This window comes from Kocuria sp. cx-455, assembly GCF_057707085.1.
The window spans coordinates 206,952-232,870 of sequence record NZ_JBYIPM010000004.1 but is presented as its reverse complement, the minus strand read 5'-3'; the positions used below and the strand labels follow the sequence as shown (position 1 = coordinate 232,870).

Sequence of the window (25,919 nt, the reverse complement as noted above, 5' to 3'; positions counted from 1 at the left end):
CCACTTTGGCGGGCAGCATGGCCAATATGACTCAAACCGTGCAATCTCCCGTGGACAACAAGACCCCCGTGACCGGATCCAAGCTGGTCAAGAGCGGACTGGCCGACATGCTCAAGGGCGGCGTGATCATGGACGTGGTCACGGCCGAGCAGGCCAAGATCGCCGAAGATTCAGGAGCCGTGGCCGTGATGGCCCTCGAACGCGTGCCGGCGGACATCCGCGCTCAGGGCGGCGTGGCCCGGATGAGCGACCCGGATTTGATCGAACAGATCACCGACACCGTATCCATCCCGGTGATGGCCAAGGCGCGCATCGGCCACTTCGTGGAAGCGCAGGTCCTGGAGCACCTGAAGGTCGACTACATCGACGAGTCCGAGGTGCTCTCCCCCGCTGACTTCGCTCACCACATCGACAAGCACCGCTTCACCGTGCCGTTCGTGTGCGGTGCCACCAACCTGGGTGAGGCCCTGCGCCGGATCACCGAGGGCGCGGCCATGATCCGCTCCAAGGGTGAAGCCGGCACCGGCGACGTCTCCGAGGCCACCCGCCACATCCGCACCATTCGTTCGCAGATCGCCGAGCTGCAGGGCCTCTACAACTGCGCCCCCGACGCCCTTTACGTGAAGGCCAAGGAACTGTCTGCCCCGTACGACCTGGTGGTCGAGGTGGCCCGCACCGGCAAGCTCCCCGTGGTGCTGTTCACCGCCGGCGGCATTGCCACTCCCGCAGACGCGGCCATGATGATGCAGCTCGGCGCGGACGGCGTGTTCGTGGGCTCCGGGATCTTCAAATCCGGCAACCCGGCCGAGCGCGCTCGCGCCATCGTTGCCGCGACCGCCTACTACGACGATCCCGCCCGCATCACCGAAGCCTCCCGCGGCCTGGGCGAAGCCATGGTCGGCATCAACGTGGCTGACCTGGCCGCTCCGCACCGGCTCGCGGAGCGCGGCTGGTGACCCAACCGGTCGTCGGCGTTCTCGCCCTTCAAGGCGGCGTGGCCGAGCACCTGGCGATACTCGAATCGCTGGGTGCCCGGGCGGTCCGCGTCCGGTCCGCATCGGACGTGGTCGGGGACCGCGGCGCTCCGGTCATCGACGCGCTCGTCCTCCCCGGGGGTGAGTCCTCCACCATGGATCGACTGTGCCGCACGTTCGGGCTGTTCGATCCGCTGCGGCAGGTCATTGCCGCCGGTCTGCCTGTGCTGGGTACGTGCGCGGGGCTGATCATGCTCGCCACACATATCGAGGACCCCGCACCCGGTCAGCAGTCGCTGGGAGTTTTGGACGTGACCGTGACCCGCAACGCGTTCGGCTCACAGGTGGACTCCGCAGAGGTTTCGCTGGAGTGGGCGGGTTCCCGAGAGCTCTCCGGTCACAGTGAGCCAGGTAATGAGGCTGCGACCAATGCGTTCGGCCCGGATGCCGACACCGCAACGCCCCCGGGCGACGCGGTCCGCGCAGCGTTCATCCGCGCGCCCGCCGTGACCCGAGTGGGTGACCGCGTGGCGGTGCTGGCCCGGTATCGCGACGCGGTGGTGGCCGTGCGGCAGGACAACATCCTGGGCATCAGTTTTCACCCCGAACTCACCGGGGACACCACGGTGCACGAGGAGCTGTTGGGGCTGGTTCGCACTCGGCGATCCGCGGAAGCGTCGGCCGCCTGACAAATATGGCAGAGGTCCGCAGCGTTCGGGCGTAAGACGCTGCGGACCTCTGCCAATAATGTCGGCCCGCGTGAAGCTCACCTCTGAAAGTGCGGGGTGACATGGGTGACTTCCGATGTCATCATGATGCTTACTAATCGAGCGTCTGGTGCACCTGCGACAGGTTGTGTCTGGAACGGAGTCCCGCCCATGAACATTTCACGCAGAACGCTTTTCCGAGGAGCCGTGGGACTCTCGGGCGCAGCTATGTTGACCGGTTGCTCGGGTTTCACCGGTGGCGGCGGAGGCAGCGACTCGGGTGGCGGCGACACCCTGTCCATGGTCTCGTGGGGGCAGGACTCCGAGCAGTCAGCGTTCAAGAAACTGGTGCAGAAGTATCAGGAGAGCTCTGGGGTCACGGTGGATCTGCGGTTCGTGCCGTTCGCGGAGATGTTCACGACCATCGATGCTCAGTTGCAGGACGGTTCGGCTCCGGACATCTTCCGGGTGGATTACACGTCCTTGGCCTCCTACAGCAGTGCGGACCAGCTCTTGGACCTCAGCGACCAGATGGACGACGATCTCAAGAACGATCTGATTCCCGCGTTCATGGAGGCGGTGTCCCTGGACGGCAGGCCCTACGGTGTTCCCCACCAGACAGACACCACCGCCACGGTGTACCGCCCCGACCTGTTGCGGCAGGCGGGCATCACGTCCGTTCCGGACTCGCTCGAGAACGCCTGGACGTGGGAGGAGTTCAACGAGGTCCTCACCAAACTGAAGGGCTCCCTCAGCGGTGATGTGGCACCGTATTCCTACCAGTGGCAGAAGGCCGGGGCCTACCGTTGGCTCAACTGGTTGTTCCAGGCCAACGGGCGGTTGCTCAGCGACGACCTCAAGAGCGCCGCTATCGACTCCGACGCCGGGCGGCGCGCCCTCACGACCACCAAGGCGCTTTTTGAGAATAAGGTGGTGCCCTCCAACAGTTCCCCCAAGAGCGGGGTGTACTCGAGTGACGCGTTCGTGGGCGGCAAAACGGCCATGGCTGCCCTGGGCAACTTCACAATTCCCGAGCTCAACACGGCCGTCGGTTCCCGGTTCGAGTGGCAGGCCACCTACCATCCGCAGGACGTGCGGGCCGCTTCCGACCTGGGCGGCAATGCACTGGTGATCAACAAGGCCACCGACAAGGCGGACCAGGCCGGCGAGTTTCTGCGCTTCATGATGGAAGCGGAGAACCAGAAAGCGTTCTGCGAGGAGACTATCGAGCTACCCACACGACGTTCCGTTGCAGAGGGGAAGCTGAACCTCAGCGTTCGCCCCGATCTGGCACCGGTCTTCACCGCGCAGGCCACCACCCTCAAGCCCGAAGACGTCGCCCAGGTGACCATCCCTGGCTTCAGCCAGATCAACACGGAGTTGCAGGAACAATTGGAGCAGTGCTTCGTGGGCGGCAGGTCGGTGGACGATGCCCTCAAGGGCATCGCGGATCGCGTGAACCAGATCGTCTCGGCATAGGTGGGCGGATGAGTCTCGCAGCCACCGGGGCGGACCCGGGTTCCGCCACCCAGCCCGCACCGGGCACACGACCCCCAACGACCACACCGCCCCCGCCGGTCCGCGCCAAGCGCTCGGCGGGGACCAATGCGGCCGGGTGGGCGTTCGTCACACCCAACATGATCATCCTGATCGCGTTCCTGTTCCTGCCGTTGATTCTCACGTGGGTGGTGTCCTTCCAGGCCGCCACCCCGCTGGGTAGCAACGGCTGGGTGGGCCTGGACAACTACGCACGGTTGTTCCGCGACCCCATTTTCTGGCGGGTACTGCTCAACTCCGTGGTGTTCACCGTGTTGACCGTTCCAATCAGCATTGGCCTGGGCCTGAGCTTCGCACTGCTGCTGAACAAAGCGATACCCGGGCGGGGGATCTTCCGCACCGCCATTTACCTGCCCATCGTGCTGAGCAACCTGGTGACCTCGCTCATGGGTCTGCTGTTGTTCAACGAGGGCGTGGGGGTGCTCAACAACCTGCTGCGCAGCATCGGCGTGGGCGGGCTGCCGTGGCAGTCCAGCGGGAGCCTGGCCATGATCTCCGTGGTGCTCATGACCATCTGGACCCGCGCGGGCTTCGCCATGGTCATCTACCTGGCCGCCCTGCAGGACGTCCCGGAAGAGTTCTACGAGGCCGCACGGTTGGACGGAGCGAACTCCTGGCAACAGTTCTGGTACATCACCCGCCCCCTGTTGGCGCCCTCCACCTTGTTCCTGGTGATCATGAACGTGATCTGGTCCTTCCAGATCTTCGACATTGTCTACGTGATGACCGGGGGTGGTCCGGGCAACTCCACGTCCATGCTGGTGACCTACGCGTACGACCAGGGGTTCGGACCCGCCCGTGACTTCGGGTACGGCTCGACCATCGGCGTGGTGCTGTTCCTGCTCACGCTCGTGATGACGGCGTTCCAGTTGCGCTCCCCCAAGTCCGAGTCCACCGGACCCACGAGACGCACACGTCGTAAGGGGGCCCACGGCGTTCGTACCGACGGCCCCGCAAGCGCACCCCACGCTACGAAGGACGCATCATGAGAACCGGACTGCGCGTGGCCATCTGCACGGTCATCACCGTGATCATGGTGTTCCCGCTTTACGCCATGGTGCGCATGGCCTTCTCCACCCGTTCCGAATTGTTCGCCGGGAACATCCTGATCCCGAATTCCTGGACACTGGCCAACTTCCAGAACCTGTTCGAGAAGTATCCCATTGGCACGTGGGTCCTGAACTCGGTGGCGGTGAGCCTGGTGACGGTGGTGCTGTCCGTGAGCATCAACCTGCTCGCGGGATACGCGTTCGCCAAGATTCCTTTCCGGGGCCGTTCGGCACTGTTCATTCTGGTGCTGAGTACGCTCATGATTCCCGCGCAGGCCATCATGATCCCGCAGTTCAGGATCGTGTCCAATCTGGGAATTTACGGCACGTTCTGGGGAGTCATCCTGCCGACCGCGGCCACGGCTCTGGGAATCTTCCTGGCCCGCCAGTTCTTCCTCTCCATCCCGGATGAACTGCTGGAGGCCGCCAAGTTGGACGGCGCCGGTCAGCTGCGGATCTTCTGGTCCGTGGTGCTGCCCCTGGCCAAACCCTTGATCGCGGTCATGGTGTTGTTGGCCTTCATGAACACGTGGAACGACTTCCTATGGCCGTTGATTGTGCTCAAGGACCCGCAGCTCTACACACTGCCCGTGTCACTACGCTTCCTGCAGGGCGAATTCAGCAACGATTACGGCGGGCTCATGGCCGCTGGCCTGATCAGTTGTCTACCCCTCGTGATCCTGTTCCTGATACTGCAGAAGTGGTTCGTGCAGGGCATCGCCCGCACGGGTATTCGCTGAAAGAGCGAACGCCGCCGCTGGGGGGGGTACCCCCCAGGTCCTCAGAAGCTGCCCGATGAACCGCCGCCGCTGAAACCACCGCCACCACCGAAGGACGCACCGGCAGAACCCGAGTAGCCGGAGGAACCGCTCGCAGAGGTCGAGTGGTTGGCGCCGCTGTAGATCGCCGGGTACATCAGGTAGAGCGGCAACCAACTCTGGAACGTCGAGGCGTACTGCACGTCCCGCTCCACGCCGTCCTGGTCCTTGGCTGTGGGCGGTTTCTTACCCTCCTTGGGCGGTTTCCGGTGATTGGAACGGTACGTGTAGTACTTCTTGCGGACCTCATCCGAGATCTCCTCGCCCGGATGCTCGCGTTGGTACCGCTCGATCTCACGGTCCGCCTGCTCACGGATCTTCTTCTGGTCCCTGCGCCACCACAGGATGGACCCGAGCACCACGGCCACGACCAACCCGGCAATGCCGAGGAGCACCGCGGTGACGATGTTCCCCTTACGCTCGCGATCCGCGGCAGCCTGGGCCGCCGACTCCGGGTTCGCTTGGTCGTACACCGAATCCACGGTCGTGAGGAAGGCCTGGGCGTACTGTTCGTCCCGGAAACCGGGCTCCAGATGGTCCTCCATGATGACTTCCGCGGTGTCGTCCGAGAGCACTTGACGTGCGCCGTCGGCCACTTCGATGCGCAGGTTGCGGTCGTCCATGTCCGCGACGATCAAGACACCGTTGTCCCGACCGGCCTCACCCACGCCCCATTCGGTAGCCACTTGCCGGGTGAAGTCTTCGAAATCCCCGTCCACGCCGTCCACGGTGAGTACGGCCGCGCGGATGTAGTCATTCTGTTCGTTGCCGCGGCCGATCCGCTCGTTGATGTGCTGCTCGTCAGCGCCGGAGAGGATCTCGGCCTGGTCCAGCACCGCCCCGGAATCCGGACGCGGGGGCACTTGAGCGGCCCGAGCGGCGTCGGCGGACCAGACCACCAGCGACACCGCCGCGAGAAGCGCAAAGAGGGAAAATACGACCCAGCGCGGGACGCGGCTGGAACGCGGGCTCGTTAGGGTGAGCATGATGCCTCCTCGGGTGCGATTGACACCACAATAGGCACCGCACGCCCACAACGGATCCACCCGCGGAATGAAAACGGCGCCCCGCCGGTGGAGACGGGGCGCCGACGTCGCACGGGGCCTCCCGTACGCTACGTTGCCTATTTTTCGCGGTTGGGCACGATCATCAGCGGTGACTCGGTGTCCGCGAGCACGGCCTGGGAGACCGAGCCCATGAGCAGCCCGCGGAATCCGCCGTAACCGCGCGAACCCATGACCAGGAGGTCAGCGGTGCGGGACGCATCCACCAGGGCATCCGCCGGGCGTCCCTGCAGCACGCGGGTCACGATGTTCAGATCCGGGTACGTGGCGCCCAATTCCTGGGCTACCTGGTCGGTGAGCTCTTTCGCCGGGGCCAGCAGTTGCTCCTGCACCGCGCGCTCCAACTCGGAGGAGTTCATGGGCAGGTAACTGGTGGTCGGAACCACGCTGACCACCGCCAGGGTGAGACCGTGCGCGCGGGCGTAATCGGCGGCCACGTGCACCGCTTTGTTCTTGGCGCCGAGCTTGTCCACGCCCACCACCACGGCGCCCTCGAAGGACTCGTCCTCGGAACGGGACTCGCGTTGAGCCGGGTTCCAGCTCTCCGGCAGGATCACCACGGGCACGGGCGAGTGGGATGCCGTAGCGGCGGAAACGGATCCCACGCGGCCGCGCACGCCGTGACGGCCGCGCTTTCCCATGACCACCAGGGAGGAATCCTTGGCCTCGTACACGATCACGCCGGCGGCGTCACCGCGTTCGATGATGCCCTGCACCTGCACGCCGGCGTCCTTGGCCTTGGCCACTGCCGCGCGGGTGAGCTTCTCGGACTCCTCCTGCACGGCGTCCAGAAAGGGACCGTACAGGGACTGATCCACACCCACGGGGCGACCGGTGGAGACCACGATCTTCAGCGGAATCTCCTGAGCTGCTGCTTCCTGGATGGCCCAGTCCAACGCGCGTTCGCTGTAGTCGGAGCCGTCGTATGCCGCCACGATTCGTTGTGACATCTGTTTCGCACCTGTTTCTGTGTGTAGTGAATGGCTACTGTTTCAGGCTCACTTGCCGTTGGGGACCACCATGACGGGTCCGGCGGTCGCACCGAGCACCGACTGGGAGACCGAACCGAGCAGCAGGCCGGTGAAGCCACCAATGCCGCGTGAGCCGACCACCACGAGGTCCGCGGTGCGGGTTGCCTGGACCAGCACGCGACCGGGGCGGCCCAGGAACCCGTGACGGGTGACCTTCAGATCCGGGTTCTGTTCCGTGAGATCCTGAGCGATCTGGTTGAGCTTCCGCACGGACTCATCGAAGTAGTAGGTCTGGTTGTACTGGTCCTGGAACCAGTCCGGGGTGCCGGAGAGGGCACCGTTGACGGACACGAGGCTCAGCGTGGAACCGTGGGCCTTGGCGTACTCGATGGCCTGGGCCACCGCCGGGTTCTTCTCTCCCGCGGCGTCCACACCGACCACCACGGATCCCGTGAAGTCCATCTCTGAGGCCGGGGTGCGGGTGTCGCCCTGGGATTGCTCATCGGTGACGTGGACGTCCTTGTGGTGGGCGGATTCGCGAGCGGACTCCACATCGGAGCTGTCATCGTCTGCATGAGGCGGAACCACGATCACGGGCACCGGGCTGTGCGCGGCCACTGCCGCGGACACCGAACCCAAGCGGCCCCGCAACGCGCCGCCCTTACCGCGCTTACCCATGATCACCAGGCTGCAGTCCTTGGCGGCCTCAATGATGGCCTTGGCCGCGTCTCCCTCACCACTGACGGTGTCCACCGTGACATCGGCTTGTGCTACGCGGTCCAGAGCGGCCTGAAGGTTCTGGTCGTTCTCAGCGGTCACGGCTTCACGGAAGCGACGCTCCAGGCCGGGGTCTCCCACACCGACCACCGGGAATGCTCCGATGAGGCGCACACCCAGGTTGCGGACGCGCGCTTCCTCGATGGCGCGATCCAGGGCTCGCAGTGCAATTTCGGAACCGTCAATGCCCACCAAGATCGGGCCGTTGACGGATGCGGACTTGGTGTTGGGAACGTCTTTGTTCATGCCTTAAGGATAGTAGATCCGCCCGTGTAAATAGAGACGTGCGCCACTCGTTTCGCCCGTCGATTCGCGGGGTAACGCCCGATCCGAAGGGCGCGAGCGGCGCGGTCGACGGCTGAAACCAGCGTGTGGTCAGGCCATGGCGTACATCCATCGGTCGCTGCGTATCCGCCAGCCCAGCGTGAGCGCCCGCGCGCCGATGTACCCGCCCGCGTATGCAACCCACAGCCAGGCCATACCGGCCGCGCCACCTCCGGCGAACTGCATGACCGCCCACAGCAGCGGCGCGTACACCACGATGTTGATGAGGCCGGCCAGCGCCAGGTACCGGGCGTCGCCGGCGCCGATCAGCACGCCGTCGAGCACGAACACATATGCCGCGAGGGGTTGGCCCACCGCGACCACCACCAGCGCGATCCCGAACAGGTATTGCACGCGCTCCGACGGCGTGAACAGGAACCCCAGGTGTGGGCCCGCCAAGCCCACCACCAAGCCCGTGACCACGCCGAATCCCAGCCCCCACCGGATGAGCCGGTGCATGAGGTGGCGCACGCCGTCCCGCTCGGTCCGCCGGTCGAGGTCGCGGGCACCGAGTTCCTTTCCGAGCAGGGCCTGGGCGGCGATCGCGAGCGCATCGAGCGCGAACGCCAAGAAGTTGAAGACGGTCATGGTCAGTTGGTACGCCGCAAGATTTTCCGCTCCCTCGGCCGTTGCCACCACGACGGTCGCGAGGATCGCCGCGCGCAGCGACAGGGTGCGCAGCATGAGCCAAGATCCCACCGTGAGGTGCCCGCGAATGCCACGCCAGCCGGTGGTCAGCCGCACGTTCTCACGGGCAAATTGCCGGCCCAGCAGCACCAAATACGTGATGGCCATGGCCCACTGAGTGATGCTCGTACCCATTGCCGCCCCGGCCACGCCCAGGTCTGCACCATAGACGAGCGCGACGTTCAGTCCCGCGTTCACCGCCGCGCCGATACCCGCGATGATCAGTGGGGTTTTGGTGTCCTGCAGCCCGCGCAGCACGCCCATTGCAGCCAGCACCACCAGCATGGCCAGCAGCCCGGGCATGGACCACACGAAGTACGACGTCGCGTGCTCCAGTACCTCACCCCGCGCGCCGAGCGCTTGCAACAGGGGCCTACCCGCGAGGATGCCTACGGTGGCGAGCAGCACACCGAGACCGGCCGCGGTCCAGAGACCGTCACGACCGACTTCGAGGGCCTGTTTGAGCCGACCACCCCCGAGATGTCGCGCCACGGCGGGGGTGGTCGAGTACGCCAGGAACACCATGAGCCCGACCACGGTCTGCACCACCGTTGCGGAGATGCCCACGCCCGCGAGTTGCGCGGTGCCCAGGTGGCCGATGATCGCCGAATCCGCCAGCAGGAACAGCGGCTCCGCAATCAGCGCGCCGAACGCGGGGACCGCGAGCGCTAGGATCTGCCGGTTCAGGGACCGGGTGTCACGGGGCTCTGCTGTGGCTGGGGATTCGGGTTCGGGCTGCACCCGTCCAGAGTAGGGGGTGCTGAGTAGTCGAAGAGTCTGGTGTGAGGAAACTGCAGTGGTGCAGCCTTAGGGGAGGGAGATGCAGAATTCGGCTCAATGTCGGACATTTGCATCACATGAGACTTCGGGGGTGCAGTTTCCTCACATGTGATTGGCCTCCCCGCCGATCACGTTGAAGGTCAGGTGGCGGGTTTGACGGAGATCACCGGGACGGCGGCCTCCAGGATGATCTGCTGGGCGGAGGAGCCCAGGAAGATCTTGCCCGCGGGGCTGCGTCGCTTCACACCCACGACCACGGCCTCGACCTCGGAGCGGTTGGTGGCGTCGATGAGGTCCCCCACGGCGTCCTTGCTGCGGCCGTCTGCGTTTTCCAGGGTGACGCGGTCATAGCCGAAGCCGGAGATGTCCGGGGTGGAACCGTCCACGGGAAACACAATGAGGTCCGCGCCGCGGCGTCGGGCTTCGTCAATGGCGAAGTTTCGGGCGGCGTGCCCGGCGGGGGTGTCTGCGCTGGCAAGGATGATGGTCATTTCTGGAAACTTCTCCTCGGTCTACGGGCTGGGGCAACTCATTGAGCGGCACGACTTGTTGTTACCCAAATTATGCGCGACTTCTGTGATTGATTACTTTCTCAGATGAGCTTATGTGTACTCTAGGTCACAATCTTTCGGTCGGTCCCAGGCCGCCAGTCCGCTCGCCACCAGTGCATTTAATTCAGGAGACCCGTTTGGTCGAGAAACGTCCGCCGAACCGTCGGCAGTTCATCACGTACGGGATCGGTGGGCTGATCGCGGCTGGTGCCATTGGAACCGCCGTCACCGGATCCATCACGTCCGCCTCCGGAGGTAACAACCTTCGTTCGAGCATGACCATCATTGCCCCGGCCGCGGCCGGCGGCGGCTGGGACACCGTTGCCCGCGAAATGCAGCAGGCACAGCGGGCGAACAGCATCATCAACAACACGCAGGTGGTCAACATGCCGGGCGCTGGCGGAACCATCGCGTTGGGGAACCTGTCCGTTCTGGACGGCGACGCGAACAACTTGATGGTCGGCGGCACCGGCCAGCTGGCCGCAACCATTCAGTACGATTCCGCCACTAAGTACGACGACGTCAGCCCCCTGGCCGTCACGGTCGAGGAGTACGACGTGATCGTGGTTCCCGCCGACTCCCCCTACAAGACCCTTGACGACCTCTTGAGGGCCTGGTCGCAGAACCCCGGCAATGTCCCGTGGACCGGCGGCGGCTCTTTCGACCAGCTGGTGGTCACCGAAATGGCCATTACCGGCGGCATCAAACCGGCGGACATGATTTACGTGTCCTCGGACGGCGGCGGCGAGTCCACGCAGGCGCTGCTCAACGGCACCGTGGCCGCGGCGGCCAGCGGTTACCCGGATTCCATTGACCAGATCGAGTCCGGCAGGCTCCGCGCGCTCGCGATCGTGGCGGAGGAACCCGTGGAGGGCGTCGACATTCCGACCACCGTCGAACAGGGCTACGACGTGACTCTGGCCAACTGGCGCATCCTGATGGCTCCCGGCGGCATCACCGATGACGAAAAACAAGAGCTGGAGAACATCGTGCTGGAAACGATCGCCACTCCCGAATGGGGCGAAGCCATCAAGCGCTACAACTGGAACGAGAATGTGATCACCGGCGACGCGCTCACGCAGTTCATCACGGACGAGACCGAGCGAATCACCGCCCTGTACAAGGAGTTGGGACTGTGAGTCACGCATCGGTTTCGGATTCCTCGGCGCCCGCGCCCTGGACGGACGCCGCCCCTTCCTCCGGCGGCAGTCCACGCTCCGCCGGCGCTCTACTTCGCGCCCTCGTCATGCCAGTGGTGTTCGCCGCGTTCGCCACGTATCTGCTCGTGGGCATGCTGGTGATGGACGTCCCGGATTCCGTGGACTTCCCCGGCCCGCGCTTCTTCCCGGCCATCATCACGGGCGTCATTTACGTCCTGGTGGTCGTGCAGATCATCACCGTTGTTCGTCACTGGTCCAGCGGCACGTTGGGCGACACCGACGACGCCGCTCCCGCCATCTTTTCGTGGCGTTCGCTCATCTGGGTCATCGGCGGGTTCTTAGCCTTCTCCCTGCTTCTGGAGTTTCTGGGGTGGATCCTTGGAGCGGCGCTGTTGTTCTGGTGCGTGGCCCGCGGATTCGGGTCCAAGCGGCCCTTGGTCTCATTGATCATCGGATTGACGGTCAGCTCCGTTGCGTACATCGCGTTCGACATGGCACTGGGGCTCTCGCTGCCCTCTGGAATTCTCGGGGGTGGCTTCTAAATGGAGACTTTGTCCTTACTGATGGAGGGCTTCGCTGGAGCCCTCACCTGGCAGAACTTGTTCTGGGTGGTCCTGGGGTGTTTTCTGGGCACCGCCGTGGGCGTCATGCCCGGTCTGGGCTCATCCATGGCCGTGGCACTCCTTCTGCCCGTGACCTTCGCCCTGGAACCCACGGCCGCGTTCATCATGTTCTCCGGCGTGTACTTCGGAGGCTTGTTCGGTGACTCCACCATGGGCATTCTGATGAACACCCCGGGGCAGGCGTCCGCCATTGCTTCAACCTTCGAAGGTCACAAGATGGCCCTGGACGGGCGCGCTCCACAGGCACTGGCCACCGCGGCCATCGGCGCTTTCGTGGGTGGTTTCATTGCCTCCGGCGTGGTGGTTTTCCTGGCGCCGTTCCTCGCGGAATTCTCCACGCAGTTCGGGCCCGCGGAGTTCTTTGCCCTGGCACTGTTCGCGTTCATGGCCACGTCGTCCGTGGTGACGGATTCTGCGGTCAAGGGTTTGCTGGCTCTGGCATTCGGTCTGGGTATCGCGGTGGTGGGTATTGACGGCGTCACGGGTATCCCCCGTTTCACCATGGACTCCCCGTTCCTCTTCGATGGCATCTCGCTGGTCACCGTGACCGTGGCGGTGCTGGCTCTGGGCGAGGTCATCTACTTCGCGACCATTGCGCGTTTCCAACGTGAGGGCCAGATGATCCGGTCCAAGGGCCGCCCGTGGTTGAGCAAGAAAGAGCTCCGCGAAGCCGCACCTGCTTGGGCGCGCGGCACGGCCATCGGCCTCCCCTTCGGAGTGGTCCCCGCCGGTGGTTCCGAGATCCCCACGTTCTTGGCCTACGGCGCGGAACGCAAGTTGGATCGACGTCGTCATGACCCGCAGTTCGGTAAGGGCGCCATCCGAGGCTTGGCGGCGCCCGAGGCCGCCGGTAACTCCACAACCGGCATGGCCATGGGCGCCCTGCTGGCTCTGGGCCTACCGATCTCCGCGACCGCGGCCATCATGCTCGCGGCGTTCCGTCAGTACGGCCTGCAACCGGGCCCGCTGTTGTTCGAACGCGCCCCGGATTTGGTGTGGGCGCTGCTGGCGAGCTTCTTCATCGCGATGATCGTGCTGCTGATCATCAACCTGCCGTTCGCCATGGTGTGGGCAAAGCTCCTGCTCATTCCACGCCATTACCTGTACGCCGGCATCACGGTGTTCTGTGGACTGGGCATCTATGCGACGTCCGGCTCGTCGTTCGACCTGCTTCTCCTACTGGGTGTGGGCATTGTCGGCTTCTTGATGCGTATGCATGATTATCCGCTGGCGCCGCTCATCATCGGCATGGTGCTGGGGCCGTTGGCTGAGACGAGCCTGCGCGATGCCCTCATCAGCGCCGACGGCGATGCCTCCGTACTCGTGCAGGGCCCGATTGCCCTGACGCTCTACGGCTTGCTGGCGATCGTGCTGCTGGTGACCCTGCGGAGCAAGATCACCAGCCGGACCAAGCGGGATACGTAGGAGGTTCCCTCGCGGGCACGCGGCCTCATGTGAGGAAACTGCAGCCACCAAGTCTCAAGTGATGGAAATGTCCAAACTTGCTCCATTTTGGACCCTTCCCTCACACCAGTCTTGAGGGCTGCAGTTTCCTCACATCTGGCTTCATCGGGGTCGGCAGGAACCAAACTTCCGTGGTTCAGTTAGTTCCGGGACAGCCAAAGCTGCGGGGGTTCTCGTTGCAGTCATCGGCAACGTTTCGGACAGTGGCTTTCCACACGCTGATCGGAACGGGAGCGGAAGCCACCTCATTGAAGCCAGCAACCGGCTGCCAGCCGGTGCCCGCCACGTTGTATTCGCCGTAAAAGTAGGTGGTCAACGTGACGCTGTAGTCGCCGGTTTCCGCATAGACGTGCGACGTGTCCGTGGGGATGTCCCAATCGCCCTCCGCCAATGGAACACCCGTCAGAGGCGTGGGACCAAGGATGGCCCCATCACCATAGTTCCAGGAGTACTGCGTGGGATACGCCCGCACCGCAACTGGGAAACCACCCAGTTCAGTTTGGAACACCTGGGCACCCGCAACGGCGAACACATTGGTGTTCATGTTCTTGAGAGTGTCCGGCGCCGGTTCAACGGTAGAGACAGCAGGGGCCACGTTCAGACGTTGGAAATCCTGCAGGGTGAATACGGGAAGCGGGATAACACCCTCGTCATCTGCTTCTGCCGCATCAGCATTGGCCACGCACATCTGGGTTCCGCGCGATGCACGGCCTTCTTCCCCCGCTTGGCCGACAACCACGTCCATGTTGACGCCTTCACCGCCACCATCGACCGTGCACTCTTGTGCTTGACGACAGTCATCGAAAGCATCGCCATCTTCTCCGGCGCATGGGTCTTGCAGGCTATAAGTGGTTCGATTCAGCGCCGCATCCATCTTGGTGGGGTCGAAGAAGATCGAGTCATCGTCGCTCATCAACTCCTGCCGCAAGGCCTTTTGATAGGCGGGATCTTCATCCGGATCCCAGGCGGTGTCGGCATCGCGGCCAATAACGCCTCCAGGATGCTGCTCACCAAGCGATACAGAGATCCCGGCCGGACCACCGCTTGTCTCACGGTCCCAATTGACCGACAGGTCCGTGAACTTACCTTTAGCCTCTGCTCTGATGTTCTCTTGAGCGGGTGTCTGAGTCACCCACCCCCATCCACCCTCAACAGCGGCTTCATCTGCCTGGGCAGGTTCAGCTATCCAAAACCCATGAATTAATGCAAAAAAGGCGATTACACCGCACACAAAGTACACGGGAAGATTCAAGAAGACCGTGGGGATGCGGTTACGTATTTCCACTTTTTATCCTTGAAAATAAGGTTCCCGTTGAATTCCGAGTCTGTCGAATATGGACGCTGCTGAGATGTCAATTCGCCCTCTTCGAATACCTTTACCCCCGAACTATCCAGCTGCACCGGAAGCGAATAGATACCGTCAGCGCCCTGCGAAAATGCCCCTCCAAGGATTTTCGCCCTCTCAAGTCCCCCCGCTAACCAGTCACCCGACCCATAGATTGCGTCTATACGATCCAACTCGTCGAGACACTTCTCACAGTGCTCCGACGTCACTTCTCGTGCAAATTGCGTGTCCCCCGTCTGGAACGCGTACCAGACTGCGTCCGTGCGGTAATCCAAAAACGCCTGCGCCCCCGCCTCGGTCTCCTGCTTAGCTTCTTCCGGCATTACCGGTTTGGGCACATTGCGGGCGGGGTGCTCAAGGCTGGCAGGTTCATAGTCATCTGGGAATTCTTGGCCGGTAGCCATCTTGTCCGGCTGCTCGGGCCACCAGTCGCCGCTGGCGGACGGATCCGGTGTCGAGGCTGGCGAATCGGATGACTCCGCGCCGGTCTCACCGGTGCTGGGAGATGAACTACCGTCGACAGTCGTGGCCGTACCCTCCGACCCGGGGTTGTTAGTGTCGCCGCAGCCGGCCAGCGTCAGCCCCAACGCCAGCGCGGCCAGGCTCGCCGCGAACTTACTACGCTTCAGCGCATCCCCCATTGGATAGTCCCCTCTAACTCAATGAAGCTCGCGGCCACCACCGTCATGCGGCAGCCATTCGAGCTTACGAAATTTCGTTTGGCACAATCCACCGCAAGCAAAATCCTGTGGAAAACTCTTCAATGCAAATGCATAACTACTGGCCAGATACGGTCGTTGTGTCTTACTGAAACAGCAAGGTGACCGTTTGTTGCACGGTCACCTTGCTGTACTGGTCAGTAGCCTCAGAACGGGTACTGGGGAATATCGGGGCTGATCGTGACCCACTGGCTCTCGGTGAACGCCTCGATGTTCGCGGCCGCACCACCGAAACGAGCGCCCGTCCCGGAGGCCTTCATGCCTCCCATGGGGGCGGTGGCCTCGTCCATCACGGTCATCTCATTGATGTGGATCTTGCCCGCGGTAATCCGGTCCGCGACCTTGAGCGCCTCACCCACGTCACCAATGATCGACAACGACAGCGCATACCACGAATTGTTCGCCAGGTTCACGGCCTCATCAACGGAGGACACCTTGATGACCGGTGCCACCGGGCCGAAGATCTCCTCATTCCACGCCGGCATGTCCACGGAGAGATCCGCGAGAACCGTGGGTCGGTAGAACAGGCCGTCATGCGTGGCGCCCGCGCGGATGGAAGCACCCGCGATGACCGAATCCTGGACCTTGGAATCCACGGACTTCAATTGCTTCTCGTCGATGATCGGCCCCAGGTGAACCTGCCCCTCGGACGGATCGCCCACCGCCAGCGCGCCCGCGCGCTCCGCCAACTTGGCCACATAAGACTCGTACACATCCTCGTGCACGATGTGCCGGCCCGTGGTCATGCATACCTGGCCCTGGTGGAAGAACGATCCCATGGAACCCACGCTCGCCGCCAAGTCCAGATCGGCAGAGGGCAGCACCACCATGGCGTTGTTGCCGCCCAGCTCCAAGTGTGTTCGCTTCAAGTGCTTGGCACCGGCGGCCCCCACATGGCGGCCCGCCTCGGTCGACCCGGTGAAGGACACGATCCGCACCTCGGGTGCATCCACCGCGGCCGCGCCCGCATCGCCGCCGCCCGGCAAGACCTGCAGGACTCCCTGGGGCAGCCCCGCCTCCTCGAAGATTCGGGAGATCAGCACCCCACCGCTAATGGGCGTGCGAGGATCCGGCTTCAACAACACCGCGTTCCCCAGAGCCAACGCCGGGGCCACGGAACGGATGGACAGGATCAAGGGGAAATTGAACGGTGAAATCACCGACACCACCCCCGCGGGCACGCGCCGGGCAAAGGACCAGTGCGGCTGATCGGAGGCCAAGACCTCGCCGGAAGGGTGCGTGGGCAGTGCGGATGCCTCGTAGCACTCCTGCGCTGCCACGTTTGCTTCCATCCCCGCCTTGGGCTGGATCGCCCCGGTCTCGCGCACCACCCAGTCGATGATCTCGTCCGCGTTCTCCTCGAACAGCTGGCCCGCCTTGCGCAGGACCGCTGCGCGTTCGGTAGGTTTGAGCCCGGCCCAGGCGACCTGCGCTTCGGAAGCCTGCCGAGCGGCGTCGTAGACATCGGCCGGGGATGCGGAACCAACCGTGGCCAGAACCTCTTCCGAAGCGGGATTTTGAACGGAGATCGGCTCGCCGGACCCGTCACGCCACCCATTGATGTAGAGCTTCCCGTGCCAGCGGGTGTCCTCAAGGATTGCCATTGTTCGCTCCTTCTGGTGGATCGATGTGCGCCGTGCGCAAGGCCCTGCACAGCACCCGATTTCTTTTCCATTGTGACGTACAAGACATGAATTCGGCTCAAGAGGCTGCCACTGCGCACCTTGAAACTCACACTGGAGTCATCCCTACGGTTGCGGATCGCGTGCGTCGTAGCGGTTGAACGCGGGGAACTTCCGCACCAGGACGACCACGAGCACCAGACACACGACTGCACCCACCACGGCGGCCAGACCGGGGCCAGCGAACTGCCCCGCGGTGCCCATGAACGCGTCACCCAGGCGCGGGCCGCCGGCCACCACCACAATGAAGATGCCCTGCAACCGACCCCGCAGCGCGTCCGGTGTGGCGGCTTGGAGGATGGTGGTGCGGAACAGCATGGAGATCGCATCCATGGCGCCCGCCGCCACCAGCACGGCGCACGACGCCGCCAGCGGCCACACGGTCTCGCGTCCCCAACCTGCGGAGGCCAGCAGAATCACACCACCGAACGCCATAATGCACACGGCCCAACCGGCCACCGCCATCGCGCACGCCTTGCCGTGCCGATGCAACCGCACCAGCGGCCCGGACAGCAACCCCGCCAACACGGAACCGGCCGCGAGCGCCGCTGTCAGCAACCCCACCGTGAACTGATCGCCGCCCAACACCGTGGCCCCCAGCACCGGGAAAAGGGCGCGCGGCATCGCGAAGAACATTGCGGCCATGTCCAGCAGGAACGTCATGCGCAGATTGGGCCGGGTGGCCAGGAACCGGAAGCCCTCGATCACGGAACGGAACCCAGCGCGGGAGGCGACTCCGTCCGGCGGAAGGGACGGCAACCGGTACATGGCCCACAGACTGGCCATGAAAGTCAGGGCATCCACGGTGTAAGCCCACTGGAAACCCAGCCCGGCCACGGTCAATGCACCCAGTAACGGCCCCACCATGAGTGTGGAACCCATGGTCAGTTGGTACAGCGCATTGGCTGCGGGCAACTGTTTCACGGGCACCAGCCGGGGAACGATCGCCCCTCGCACGGGCTGGTTGAGCCCCTGCGCAAACGAATGCAGGGCCACCAGGGTGTACAGCACGGTCAGGGATGAAATCTGCGCCCACGAGTGCGCGGCCAGCGCGACCGTGACCGCGAAGAGTCCGAATGTGGTCCACAGCCCCACGGTTCGGCGGTTGTGGGCATCCCCCATGGAGCCGCCGTACAACCCCGCGATGATCAGCGGCACCAGTGCGGCAACACCCACCATGCCCACGGCGAACGTGGAGCGCGTGAGCTCGAAGACCTCCAGGCTGATCGCCACGACCGTGAACTGATTCCCCAGCATGGACATGGTGGAGCCGATCCACAGGCGGCGGAACGCCGGGGATTCACGCAGCGGGGTGATGTCGAGCAGTAAACGGGGCACTGGTCGATCCTAGGCCCACAATCCAGGGCACGGCACCGCCGGAACGGCCGGAACCATTTACCCTGAAAGGAGCCCACTTCCCCGGGACATCAGGAGTTCTCATGCGCACACGCGAACAACGCTGGGCCGCTCGTTCGGCGCGCGGCTGGCCTCGGTTGCGCGTGTTCGCCATGATCAACGGCATCACGGGTCTGCTGATCGGGGGCGTGATCCTGTGGTTCACCCACGGGGTGCTGCAGTTCGAGAACTTCCCGGCCGCCGGCGTTCCCTGGATCTGGCGCGTTCTGGCCCTGGCCATCGCCGTCCTACTTCCCGGGGTGCTGCTGTCCATGGGCGGCTATTTGGTGCTGGCGGGCGCCACGGCGTCGAACAGGGCGGCTCTGGCGGCGGGGCGAGCGCGCGACGTCGTCCGCAATGCATCCCAACCGGACGAACCCCCGGTAGTTGTCCACAAGCTCACCGACACCACCCCGCCCGGCGTGAAGATCCGCGCCCACGCACTGCACGGTTCGGACGCGACCAACCGGTACACCCGCACCCTGCTCGGCGCGCTGCCGGTACAAACGCCCATGGCGCTCGCGCCGGTGGGGTTGGGTTTGGTTCTGCTGGTGGTCGCCACCGTCTACTATGCGATTGGCTACGGCGCCCCGGCCACGGTCATCCTGCTGGGCGTGGCGTACCTGGCCTGGAAACTCTGGCGCGGCTTCAGCAGCTACCAGGCCTTTTCCGAGGCCGACTGGGTTCCCACCCGCGCGGACGATGCGGACACCGGCCCCCTCCCCGCGGTCACCGAGCTGCGCGAGAGCGAAACCACCCAGCCGATCCCCCGGCAGCGCGCGGCGTACGACGACGCTCCGCCCACCTACCGCGCCCATGACGAGCAGGTCGCGTACGAGACCACGGATGAGCTGCCGGTCATCGAACGGATCCGGGACAACTACTCGCACCCCAAGAGGGTGAGCGCGTCCCAGCGCAGGCTGGCCGAGCGCGCCGAGCGTGAACGCCTGGTCATGGAACGGCGCCAGCGCAATCGCCGCTCCCCGGATGACCAGCCACCTCACACGATCACCTCCGTGGAACGCCACCCGGACAGCGACGACCTGGGCGGTGCATCCGAACAGGAACAGCAACGCCAACAACAGCGCCGCTACGAGCAGTACCTGGATGAGCACCAGCGCATGCGCCAGGACAGGCTGCGGAACGCAAATACCAAGGAACCGGAGGAAGCGCCGTCGTTGCTCAGTTACGCCATGACGCGCTGGAAGGGCAAACGCAACGGGTCCGCGAACGACCGGTGACCCGCCGTGGCGCGCTGCGAACACGTTCAGCGTTCCCCTCCGCCGGAGATATTCCGGATTTCATCCCTGAGGGTCTCGACGGCGCGGTCCTTGTCCTCGGACGCGTCCCGGTGCATGAGATGCAGCGCAAGGCCATCCGTGAGGGCGTGAAGTCGCCGGCCCCTCCGCGTTGCTTCTGGGCCGGGGGCCTCCGGGTCTTCTTCGCGAAGCAGGGCAGCCAATCGAATACACGCGGAGGCCAACTGGTCGTGGGCGGCATCCCGCAAAGTCTTAAGTTCGGGCACCGCGGTTGCCTCGGCAATCAAAGCAACATTGACGTCCATTTCCGCCCGGGTCTGCTCGGTGAAGGGCACCAGGTTCTTGACCACCTCGAGAACGTAATCTTCAGTGCTGCCGTGCCGGGGAAGATTCACGATGCGTTCGTACACCCGCTCCATCATAAGTTCCGCGGAATATACGAGCAGCTCGGTGCGGGTGGGAAACACGTGCCGCAATGACCCCACCGCCAGGTCCGCTTCTTCCGCCACCGTTCGCACGGACACCGCAGAAACACCCGACCTGAGAATCACCCGCCACGCGGCCTCTGCAAGTTCGGCCTTGCGCGCTTCACGGTCAATTCTGGATGGCATAACTCAAAACTAGCACGGTTGTGCTAGTTTGATCTGGCACGCCCGTGCTAGTTCAACACGGAAGGCCCCCCATGGAGACTCTCGGAATTCTTGCGGTTCTCGCCCTAGTCGATTCCACCAGCTTCGGAACACTGCTCATCCCGATCTGGCTACTCATGGCGCCCGGTCGCCTGAGGACAAGCCGCTTGCTCGTCTACCTGGCCACGGTGATGGCCGCGTATTTTGTGATCGGCGTGGTTGTCATGCTGGGCGCCACGGCCTTCCTCGACACCTTCGGGGATGCCCTGGAATCTCGCACCGCGTACATCATTCAATTAGTGCTGGGAATCGGCCTGGTCACCCTGAGCTACCTGATGGACCCGGGCACTAAGCGGGCCAAGCGCATGGCCGCCGAACGCGCGGCGGCCGGCGAGGCGGCGTCGTCGACCGGGGGCCGAGTCTCGCGCTGGCGCGGCCGAATCCTGGGTGCCGACGGCGCTCCCGCCGACACTCGCGCCGGTGCCGGATCCCTGGCTGCGCTCATGGGTCTGGCCCTAGTGGGGGTCTCGCTCGAGGTGGCCACCATGGTTCCGTACCTGGCGGGCATCGGCATCATCTCGTCGACAAGCCCGAGCCTGACGATTTCACTGGTTTTGCTTGCAGGGTACTGCCTGGTGATGATTGCGCCGGCGTTGATCCTGACTCTCGGACGATTGGTAGCCCGCAATGCGCTGGAGCGCCCGCTGTCCGCGCTGGACCGCTGGCTCACGAAGAACGCCCAGTCCACCACGTCGTGGATCATCGGCATTGTGGGTGTGCTGCTGGCCATCAACGCCTTCGGGATGCTGCAGTCGATGTAGCTGGGCCGGTGTCGCTGCTCAGCACGTTGGGTCGAACTCGGTTCCCGGTCTCCGCACGGGCGTTCGTGGCTTACCCTGACGGACTAGCGCGAACCGTCCAGACCGCGCAGTCGTTCCATCTCGCGGCGATCCTTCTTGGTGGGCCTACCGGCACCGCGGTCACGGCGCCCCACGGGAACACTGAGTTCGGCCGGCCGTGGCGGCGAATGATCGATGTAGCACTGCGCCGCCACCGGGGCACCCACGCGCTTGACGATCAACGTGGTGACCTGAAATTCCTGCTGCCACCCGGGACGCCGCACCGTGACTCGATCCCCCACGCGCACGGGCTGCGCCGCCTTCACGGGCGCCGCATTGAGCCGCACGTGACCGGCCCGGCACGCGGTGGTTGCAGCGGATCGAGTCTTGAACAGACGCACCGACCACAACCATACGTCCAGGCGCACGCTGGTTGGTTCATTGGCATTCGCGGGCATGCTCCCACGCTACTCGGGGCGCCGCGGGGCGGAAAATTCGGGGCACGCGTGGCCACGGCAAATTCGGCGCCCGTTACCCCGGCATGGACCGCGAGAAGGACCTATTCCACCACGGGCAGTTCAGTGGTTTCAAAACGCTGGCGGAAGAACGAACGGTTGCGCAGGTACTGCGTGAACATCACCACCAACCCGAGTACCAGAATTCCCGCCCCTAGGATGAAGACGAGCCCCACTCCACCGATCTGGGAGCCTGACCCGTAGTCAGGGTCCATGGAATCCACCGATGTCTGCACGAAGAAGACCAGCAGCAGCACACCACCCAGCAGCGGGGCCACGAGATTGGTGAAGAAACTCTTGGTGGACCGGAACCACGAGCGGCGGAAGTACCACACACATGCCAGGGCGGTGACCCCGTAGTAGAAGCACACCATCATTCCCAGCGCCGTAATGGTGTCCCACAGGACATCCTCACTGACGATCCGCATGAATGTGTAGAACAAGGATGAGATCACGGCCGCCGCCACGGTCGCGAAACCCGGGGACTGGAACCGCGGGTTGATCCGGGCGAACGACTTGGGCAGGGCCCCGTAGTAACCCATTGCCAACAAAGTGCGAGCCGGGGACACGAAGGTCGACTGCAAGGAGGCCGCGGAGGATGACAGCACCGCCAACGACAGCAGGATTGCCAAGGGCCCCATGACGGGCCCCGCCAGCGCCGCGAACACGTTTTCTTGGATTTCAGCGTTGTTGAGGCCGATCCCCTGATCGGACAGTCCGGCGAAGCTTAGAACCGCCAGCCCGATGACCATGTACAGCACCACGATGGAGAAAATCGTGGCCAACGCGGCTTTGCCCGGAGTGGTGGACGAACCGGTTGTTTCCTCGTTAATGGTCAGCACCACGTCCCAGCCCCAGTAAATGAACACGGACAGGGAGACCCCGGCGGCAAAGGCGGAGAACGATGGCACCCCGAACGGATTGAACCACTCGGCTTCGATCTGAAGGCCACCGAAAGCGGTGCCGTTGGCCACGTGAATGTAGGCGGATATCGCGAACCACAGGAGCACGATGATCTGGAAGGCCACCAGCACGTACTGGACCTTCTTGGTGGCTTCCATCCCTCGATACGAGATCCAACATGCGCCGGCCATGAAGACCAAACACGTCAAGATGTTGACGGGCACGTTCCGCGCGAGATCAGCCAGAGAGTCGTTACCGGTGAGCTGCGAGAGCATCAGGTAGAAGAAGTCCACGGCGATGCCCGCAAGGTTGGACAGCACCAGGATGGTGGCGGCCAGGAGCCCCCAACCGCCCATCCATCCGACCCACGGTCCGAAGGCCTTGGACGTCCACGTGAACGTGGTCCCGGAGTCGGGCATGGCCCGGTTGAGCTGCCTGTAGCCAACGGCCACGAGCAACATCGGAATGAAACCCACCAGGAAAATGGCGGGCAAATGGGTACCGACCGCCGCGGCGGTGGGCCCCAGCGCTCCGGACAGCGTGTAGGCGGGGGCAATGCAGGACATACCGATCACCACGGCGCCCAACAGGCCCACGGAACCCGAACTCAATCCCTTGCTGGTGTCGCTGCTGGTCATCTCGCTCATCAGCGCACCTCCTCTTCATCCGGTCCGGCACCGCCCATTCCGCGGCCGCCTTCGTGACGGTTGTCCGCAGTGGGCGCACTCGGATCATTTGCTCCGCGGGGAAGCACAATCATGGGAACGGGCAGGTGCCGCACAATGCGTGCGGCGGTGCTGCCCAAGAAGATCTGACGATCTCCGGCGAGGCGTGATGAGCCCACGAACAGCACTGAACCGGTGTCCCAGTCCATGCTGGTAACGGTCTCCCTGAGATTCTTTCCCTCAGCGACGGTCACGCTAACGGGGTGGTCGACACCGATTTCTGCGGCGTTCTCCTGAAGCTTTTCGCGCGCGGCGTCGATGGCCTGCGCCGGCTCCCCATGGATCTGATCAAGTGGCAAGAAGCTCACCAACACCAGGTCCAGACCGGTGCGTTTCACAGCGCGTTTAGCCACGTCAATGACCCGTTGGGCGCCCGGTCGCAATCCGACGCCCGCGTACATGCGGGTGATGGGCTCGGTCCCCTTGTAACCTCGGGGCGTCAGGGCCACGGGAACGGTGGCGCGGTGCAGCAGCGTGTCCGTCACGGGCCCCACGGAGAACTTGGCCGTGTATTTTCCGCTCGCCGCACCGACCACGATCAGTCCCGCACCGAATTCGGTCACGGCGTCCAGAAGCCCGCCCGCGATCGAGGGTGAGGTGCGGATATGGGTGCGCGCTGGGACGTCGTCAGGAACGAGCTCGAGACCCTTCCGGAGCCACCCCGAGGCCTGCTCGCGCAGCATGGGAGAAATATCGCCCACGGGCGGATACACCTGCTGGTAGGGATCGTCAGCGCGCAGTACGCACACGATCTCCAGCTGGGCGTTGAAGGCCCTGGCCATGACCGCGGCGAGTTTCACGGCCTCTCTACTTCGCTTGTCACCGCCGTAGCCCACCACGTAACGCACCGAGGGCGACGTCGCTCCCACCATCCCGGGGTTCGGCACCTTGGCGCCGGGTTCGTTGTCCTGAGTTCTCATGCCCGATCCCGCGCTTCCACAATGTGGGAGGCCGCGAGAGCGCCCTGACGCAGCGCGCCGTCCACGTGCTGGTAGCCCTCGGCGGCGAGGTCCGAGCAGGCCCACCGAATGGGACCCACGGGTTCGGACTGGATGGCGCCGTAGCGGGACAGGCCGCCCAGGTCGTAGGAGGCCGCGTACGCACCGCGCGTCCATTCCTCGGATCCGAAGTCGGACTCGTAGTAGACCACCGGGTTCTTGGCTTCTTCACCCAGGTAGTGGGACAGGGATTCCAGGATCTGGCGCTTGCGCTCCTCGGCGGGCAGGCGGAAGAGTTCATCGGCTTTCTCGTCCGACACAAAGCTGACCAGGGTGCCGCGGGTGTCCCCGTGGTTGCTGTTGTCGTAGACCTCCTGGGCGAGCTCGTAGGCACCGAATCCGGTGCCGCACAGGCCCTTCTCACGCCAGAACGGAGTCTCGTACACGGCATGGATCTTGATCACGATGCCCAGCGACTGGTGCTGGTGCATCTGGTGCTGGAACCGCGGCAGCGGCGGCTCGAAGGACATGCGCGAATACAGGTTCGGGGGAACCGCAACCACCACGTCCTTGGCCTTGACGCTGACCCGGTCCGAGAAGACGGTCACGGTGTAGTTGGGGTCATGCTCGTCATAGGTCTCCCCCTCACCGGCCCAGTTGATGGTGCGCACCGGGGAGTTGAGGAACACGGAGGCGTCCGAGGAACCGGAAAGGACGTCCGTCCCGTCATCCACGCCCAGCTGGTCGGCCATGGTGATGGACACGGACTGCATGCCACCCAGTACACGGCGGTCCAGGATGAAGTCCTCGTCCACGAGGTTCGAGAAGGAACCCGCGGAGGCGGCCATGAGGATGGCCTGCAACGCGGAGAACGCGTGAGCAGGCTTGGTCAGCATGCCACCGGCAATGAAGATGCTGATGTTGTTGCACGCTTCCTCGTCCGAGCTGGTCTGGCGCAGCCAGTCCTGGAAGGAGACGGTGTCCAGCTCGCGAGCCTTCTCGTGGGCCCACGGTTGCCTGGCGCCGATGTCCGCGGCGAGTCCGTCCACGAGCTCGATGAGCTTGGCCATCTCGGCCTTGGTGGTCTCCGAGGCCGGGAACATGTGGCCGGTGTAGGTGTGACGGGTGCCGTCCGGGGCGATGTACACGGAATCGCCGTCGCGATATCGCTGGAAGGTCGACAGGCCCAGCTCTTCCACGAGGGACAGCAACTCGGTCTGGTCCGGGGAGATCCACTGGCCGCCGATTTCCAGGAACGCGCCGTCAATCACATTGGACCAGGTGCGGCCGCCCACGCGGTCGCGGGCCTCCAGCACGGCCACCGATTTGCCGGCCTGGGACAGCCGGCGGGCCGCCATGAGTCCTGCCGGTCCGGCGCCGACAATCACGACGTCGCGTTCAATTGCTTCGGGGGATCCTACGGTTCGCTGGTCAGACACGGTGTGTTCCTTTCGCTTTTATGAA

At 64.2% G+C, this 25,919-nt stretch carries 24 protein-coding genes; 10 read left to right on the top strand and 14 right to left on the bottom strand.

The genetic code is table 11. The annotated features are described in order from the left end of the window. Window positions 1-26 precede the first annotated feature (26 nt). The 5 genes from pdxS to AC3ENJ_RS08010 all read left to right on the top strand — a co-directional run bounded on the left by pdxS (window position 27) and on the right by AC3ENJ_RS08010 (window position 5,027). Complete coding sequence (pdxS, locus tag AC3ENJ_RS08030) at window positions 27-956, top strand: pyridoxal 5'-phosphate synthase lyase subunit PdxS (protein WP_190806534.1); 930 nt, start codon at window positions 27-29, stop codon at window positions 954-956. Further along, entirely contained in the window at window positions 953-1,663 is a 711-nt protein-coding gene (gene pdxT / locus AC3ENJ_RS08025) for a pyridoxal 5'-phosphate synthase glutaminase subunit PdxT (RefSeq protein WP_431813653.1), read from the top strand. The genes pdxS and pdxT overlap by 4 nt, the downstream gene beginning before the upstream one ends. Window positions 1,664-1,852: 189 nt before the next feature. Beyond that, entirely contained in the window at window positions 1,853-3,160 is a 1,308-nt protein-coding gene (locus tag AC3ENJ_RS08020) for an ABC transporter substrate-binding protein (protein WP_431813652.1), read from the top strand. Window positions 3,161-3,168: 8 nt separating this feature from the next. Then, window positions 3,169-4,227, top strand: coding sequence for a carbohydrate ABC transporter permease (locus AC3ENJ_RS08015; protein WP_190806531.1), 1,059 nt, complete (start codon window positions 3,169-3,171; stop codon window positions 4,225-4,227). Continuing rightward, window positions 4,224-5,027 carry a carbohydrate ABC transporter permease gene (locus tag AC3ENJ_RS08010; RefSeq protein ID WP_190806530.1) on the top strand — a complete coding sequence of 268 codons (804 nt, stop codon included), beginning with the start codon at window positions 4,224-4,226 and terminating at the stop codon, window positions 5,025-5,027. The genes AC3ENJ_RS08015 and AC3ENJ_RS08010 overlap by 4 nt, the downstream gene beginning before the upstream one ends. A 41-nt stretch (window positions 5,028-5,068) precedes the next feature. Here the strand turns inward: AC3ENJ_RS08010 and AC3ENJ_RS08005 are convergent, their stop codons facing one another. The 5 genes from AC3ENJ_RS08005 to AC3ENJ_RS07985 all read right to left on the bottom strand — a co-directional run bounded on the left by AC3ENJ_RS08005 (window position 5,069) and on the right by AC3ENJ_RS07985 (window position 10,199). Then, the gene (locus AC3ENJ_RS08005; protein WP_431813651.1) at window positions 5,069-6,091 is read right to left on the bottom strand and encodes a TPM domain-containing protein; all 1,023 of its coding nucleotides are present in this window, start codon (window positions 6,089-6,091) and stop codon (window positions 5,069-5,071) included. A 137-nt stretch (window positions 6,092-6,228) separates the two neighbouring features. Then, window positions 6,229-7,119 carry a universal stress protein gene (locus tag AC3ENJ_RS08000; RefSeq protein WP_190780965.1) on the bottom strand — a complete coding sequence of 297 codons (891 nt, stop codon included), beginning with the start codon at window positions 7,117-7,119 and terminating at the stop codon, window positions 6,229-6,231. Window positions 7,120-7,167: 48 nt separating this feature from the next. After that, window positions 7,168-8,163 carry a universal stress protein gene (locus tag AC3ENJ_RS07995; protein ID WP_190780966.1) on the bottom strand — a complete coding sequence of 332 codons (996 nt, stop codon included), beginning with the start codon at window positions 8,161-8,163 and terminating at the stop codon, window positions 7,168-7,170. A gap of 129 nt (window positions 8,164-8,292) precedes the next feature. Next, window positions 8,293-9,669, bottom strand: a complete 1,377-nt coding sequence (locus AC3ENJ_RS07990; protein ID WP_431813650.1) for an MATE family efflux transporter — start codon at window positions 9,667-9,669, stop codon at window positions 8,293-8,295. 179 nt (window positions 9,670-9,848) lie between these two features. After that, on the bottom strand, window positions 9,849-10,199 hold the full coding sequence (locus tag AC3ENJ_RS07985; protein WP_190806528.1) for a universal stress protein: 351 nt from the start codon (window positions 10,197-10,199) through the stop codon (window positions 9,849-9,851). 197 nt (window positions 10,200-10,396) lie between these two features. Here AC3ENJ_RS07985 and AC3ENJ_RS07980 point away from each other — a divergent pair, with 197 nt between their 5' ends. Genes AC3ENJ_RS07980 through AC3ENJ_RS07970 form a run of 3 tightly spaced genes read left to right on the top strand, consistent with a single transcriptional unit; the run spans window position 10,397 to window position 13,467 of the window. Continuing rightward, a complete protein-coding gene (locus tag AC3ENJ_RS07980) occupies window positions 10,397-11,398 on the top strand; it encodes a tripartite tricarboxylate transporter substrate binding protein (RefSeq protein WP_190806527.1) in 1,002 nt (333 codons plus the stop codon). Next, entirely contained in the window at window positions 11,395-11,961 is a 567-nt protein-coding gene (locus AC3ENJ_RS07975; RefSeq protein WP_308495772.1) for a tripartite tricarboxylate transporter TctB family protein, read from the top strand. The genes AC3ENJ_RS07980 and AC3ENJ_RS07975 overlap by 4 nt, the downstream gene beginning before the upstream one ends. After that, window positions 11,962-13,467 carry a tripartite tricarboxylate transporter permease gene (locus AC3ENJ_RS07970; protein WP_431813649.1) on the top strand — a complete coding sequence of 502 codons (1,506 nt, stop codon included), beginning with the start codon at window positions 11,962-11,964 and terminating at the stop codon, window positions 13,465-13,467. 175 nt (window positions 13,468-13,642) lie between these two features. On the opposite strand, the gene AC3ENJ_RS07965 is transcribed toward AC3ENJ_RS07970, so the two are convergent. The 4 genes from AC3ENJ_RS07965 to AC3ENJ_RS07950 form a co-directional block, all read right to left on the bottom strand. After that, complete coding sequence (locus AC3ENJ_RS07965) at window positions 13,643-14,791, bottom strand: hypothetical protein (RefSeq protein WP_431813648.1); 1,149 nt, start codon at window positions 14,789-14,791, stop codon at window positions 13,643-13,645. Then, entirely contained in the window at window positions 14,755-15,492 is a 738-nt protein-coding gene (locus AC3ENJ_RS07960) for a DUF6318 family protein (protein WP_431813647.1), read from the bottom strand. The genes AC3ENJ_RS07965 and AC3ENJ_RS07960 overlap by 37 nt, the downstream gene beginning before the upstream one ends. A gap of 224 nt (window positions 15,493-15,716) precedes the next feature. Further along, window positions 15,717-17,174, bottom strand: a complete 1,458-nt coding sequence (locus AC3ENJ_RS07955) for a benzaldehyde dehydrogenase (protein WP_431813646.1) — start codon at window positions 17,172-17,174, stop codon at window positions 15,717-15,719. 144 nt (window positions 17,175-17,318) lie between these two features. Then, entirely contained in the window at window positions 17,319-18,590 is a 1,272-nt protein-coding gene (locus tag AC3ENJ_RS07950) for an MFS transporter (RefSeq protein WP_431813645.1), read from the bottom strand. A gap of 101 nt (window positions 18,591-18,691) precedes the next feature. Here AC3ENJ_RS07950 and AC3ENJ_RS07945 point away from each other — a divergent pair, with 101 nt between their 5' ends. Next, on the top strand, window positions 18,692-19,888 hold the full coding sequence (locus tag AC3ENJ_RS07945) for a hypothetical protein (protein WP_431813644.1): 1,197 nt from the start codon (window positions 18,692-18,694) through the stop codon (window positions 19,886-19,888). A 26-nt stretch (window positions 19,889-19,914) separates the two neighbouring features. On the opposite strand, the gene AC3ENJ_RS07940 is transcribed toward AC3ENJ_RS07945, so the two are convergent. Beyond that, a complete protein-coding gene (locus AC3ENJ_RS07940; RefSeq protein ID WP_223841066.1) occupies window positions 19,915-20,517 on the bottom strand; it encodes a TetR/AcrR family transcriptional regulator in 603 nt (200 codons plus the stop codon). Between the two features lie 71 nt (window positions 20,518-20,588). On the opposite strand from AC3ENJ_RS07940, the gene AC3ENJ_RS07935 reads away from it, so the two are divergent. Further along, window positions 20,589-21,356, top strand: coding sequence for a GAP family protein (locus AC3ENJ_RS07935; protein WP_190806522.1), 768 nt, complete (start codon window positions 20,589-20,591; stop codon window positions 21,354-21,356). Window positions 21,357-21,439: 83 nt separating this feature from the next. Here the strand turns inward: AC3ENJ_RS07935 and AC3ENJ_RS07930 are convergent, their stop codons facing one another. The 4 genes from AC3ENJ_RS07930 to AC3ENJ_RS07915 all read right to left on the bottom strand — a co-directional run bounded on the left by AC3ENJ_RS07930 (window position 21,440) and on the right by AC3ENJ_RS07915 (window position 25,894). Next, window positions 21,440-21,832: an RNA-binding S4 domain-containing protein gene (locus AC3ENJ_RS07930; protein ID WP_190780976.1), complete on the bottom strand. Its 393-nt coding sequence runs from the start codon at window positions 21,830-21,832 to the stop codon at window positions 21,440-21,442. Window positions 21,833-21,933: 101 nt separating this feature from the next. Further along, window positions 21,934-23,439 carry an APC family permease gene (locus tag AC3ENJ_RS07925; RefSeq protein ID WP_190806521.1) on the bottom strand — a complete coding sequence of 502 codons (1,506 nt, stop codon included), beginning with the start codon at window positions 23,437-23,439 and terminating at the stop codon, window positions 21,934-21,936. Then, window positions 23,439-24,437: a universal stress protein gene (locus tag AC3ENJ_RS07920; protein ID WP_431813643.1), complete on the bottom strand. Its 999-nt coding sequence runs from the start codon at window positions 24,435-24,437 to the stop codon at window positions 23,439-23,441. The genes AC3ENJ_RS07925 and AC3ENJ_RS07920 overlap by 1 nt, the downstream gene beginning before the upstream one ends. Then, complete coding sequence (locus tag AC3ENJ_RS07915) at window positions 24,434-25,894, bottom strand: flavin monoamine oxidase family protein (protein ID WP_431813642.1); 1,461 nt, start codon at window positions 25,892-25,894, stop codon at window positions 24,434-24,436. The genes AC3ENJ_RS07920 and AC3ENJ_RS07915 overlap by 4 nt, the downstream gene beginning before the upstream one ends. Window positions 25,895-25,919 lie beyond the last annotated feature (25 nt).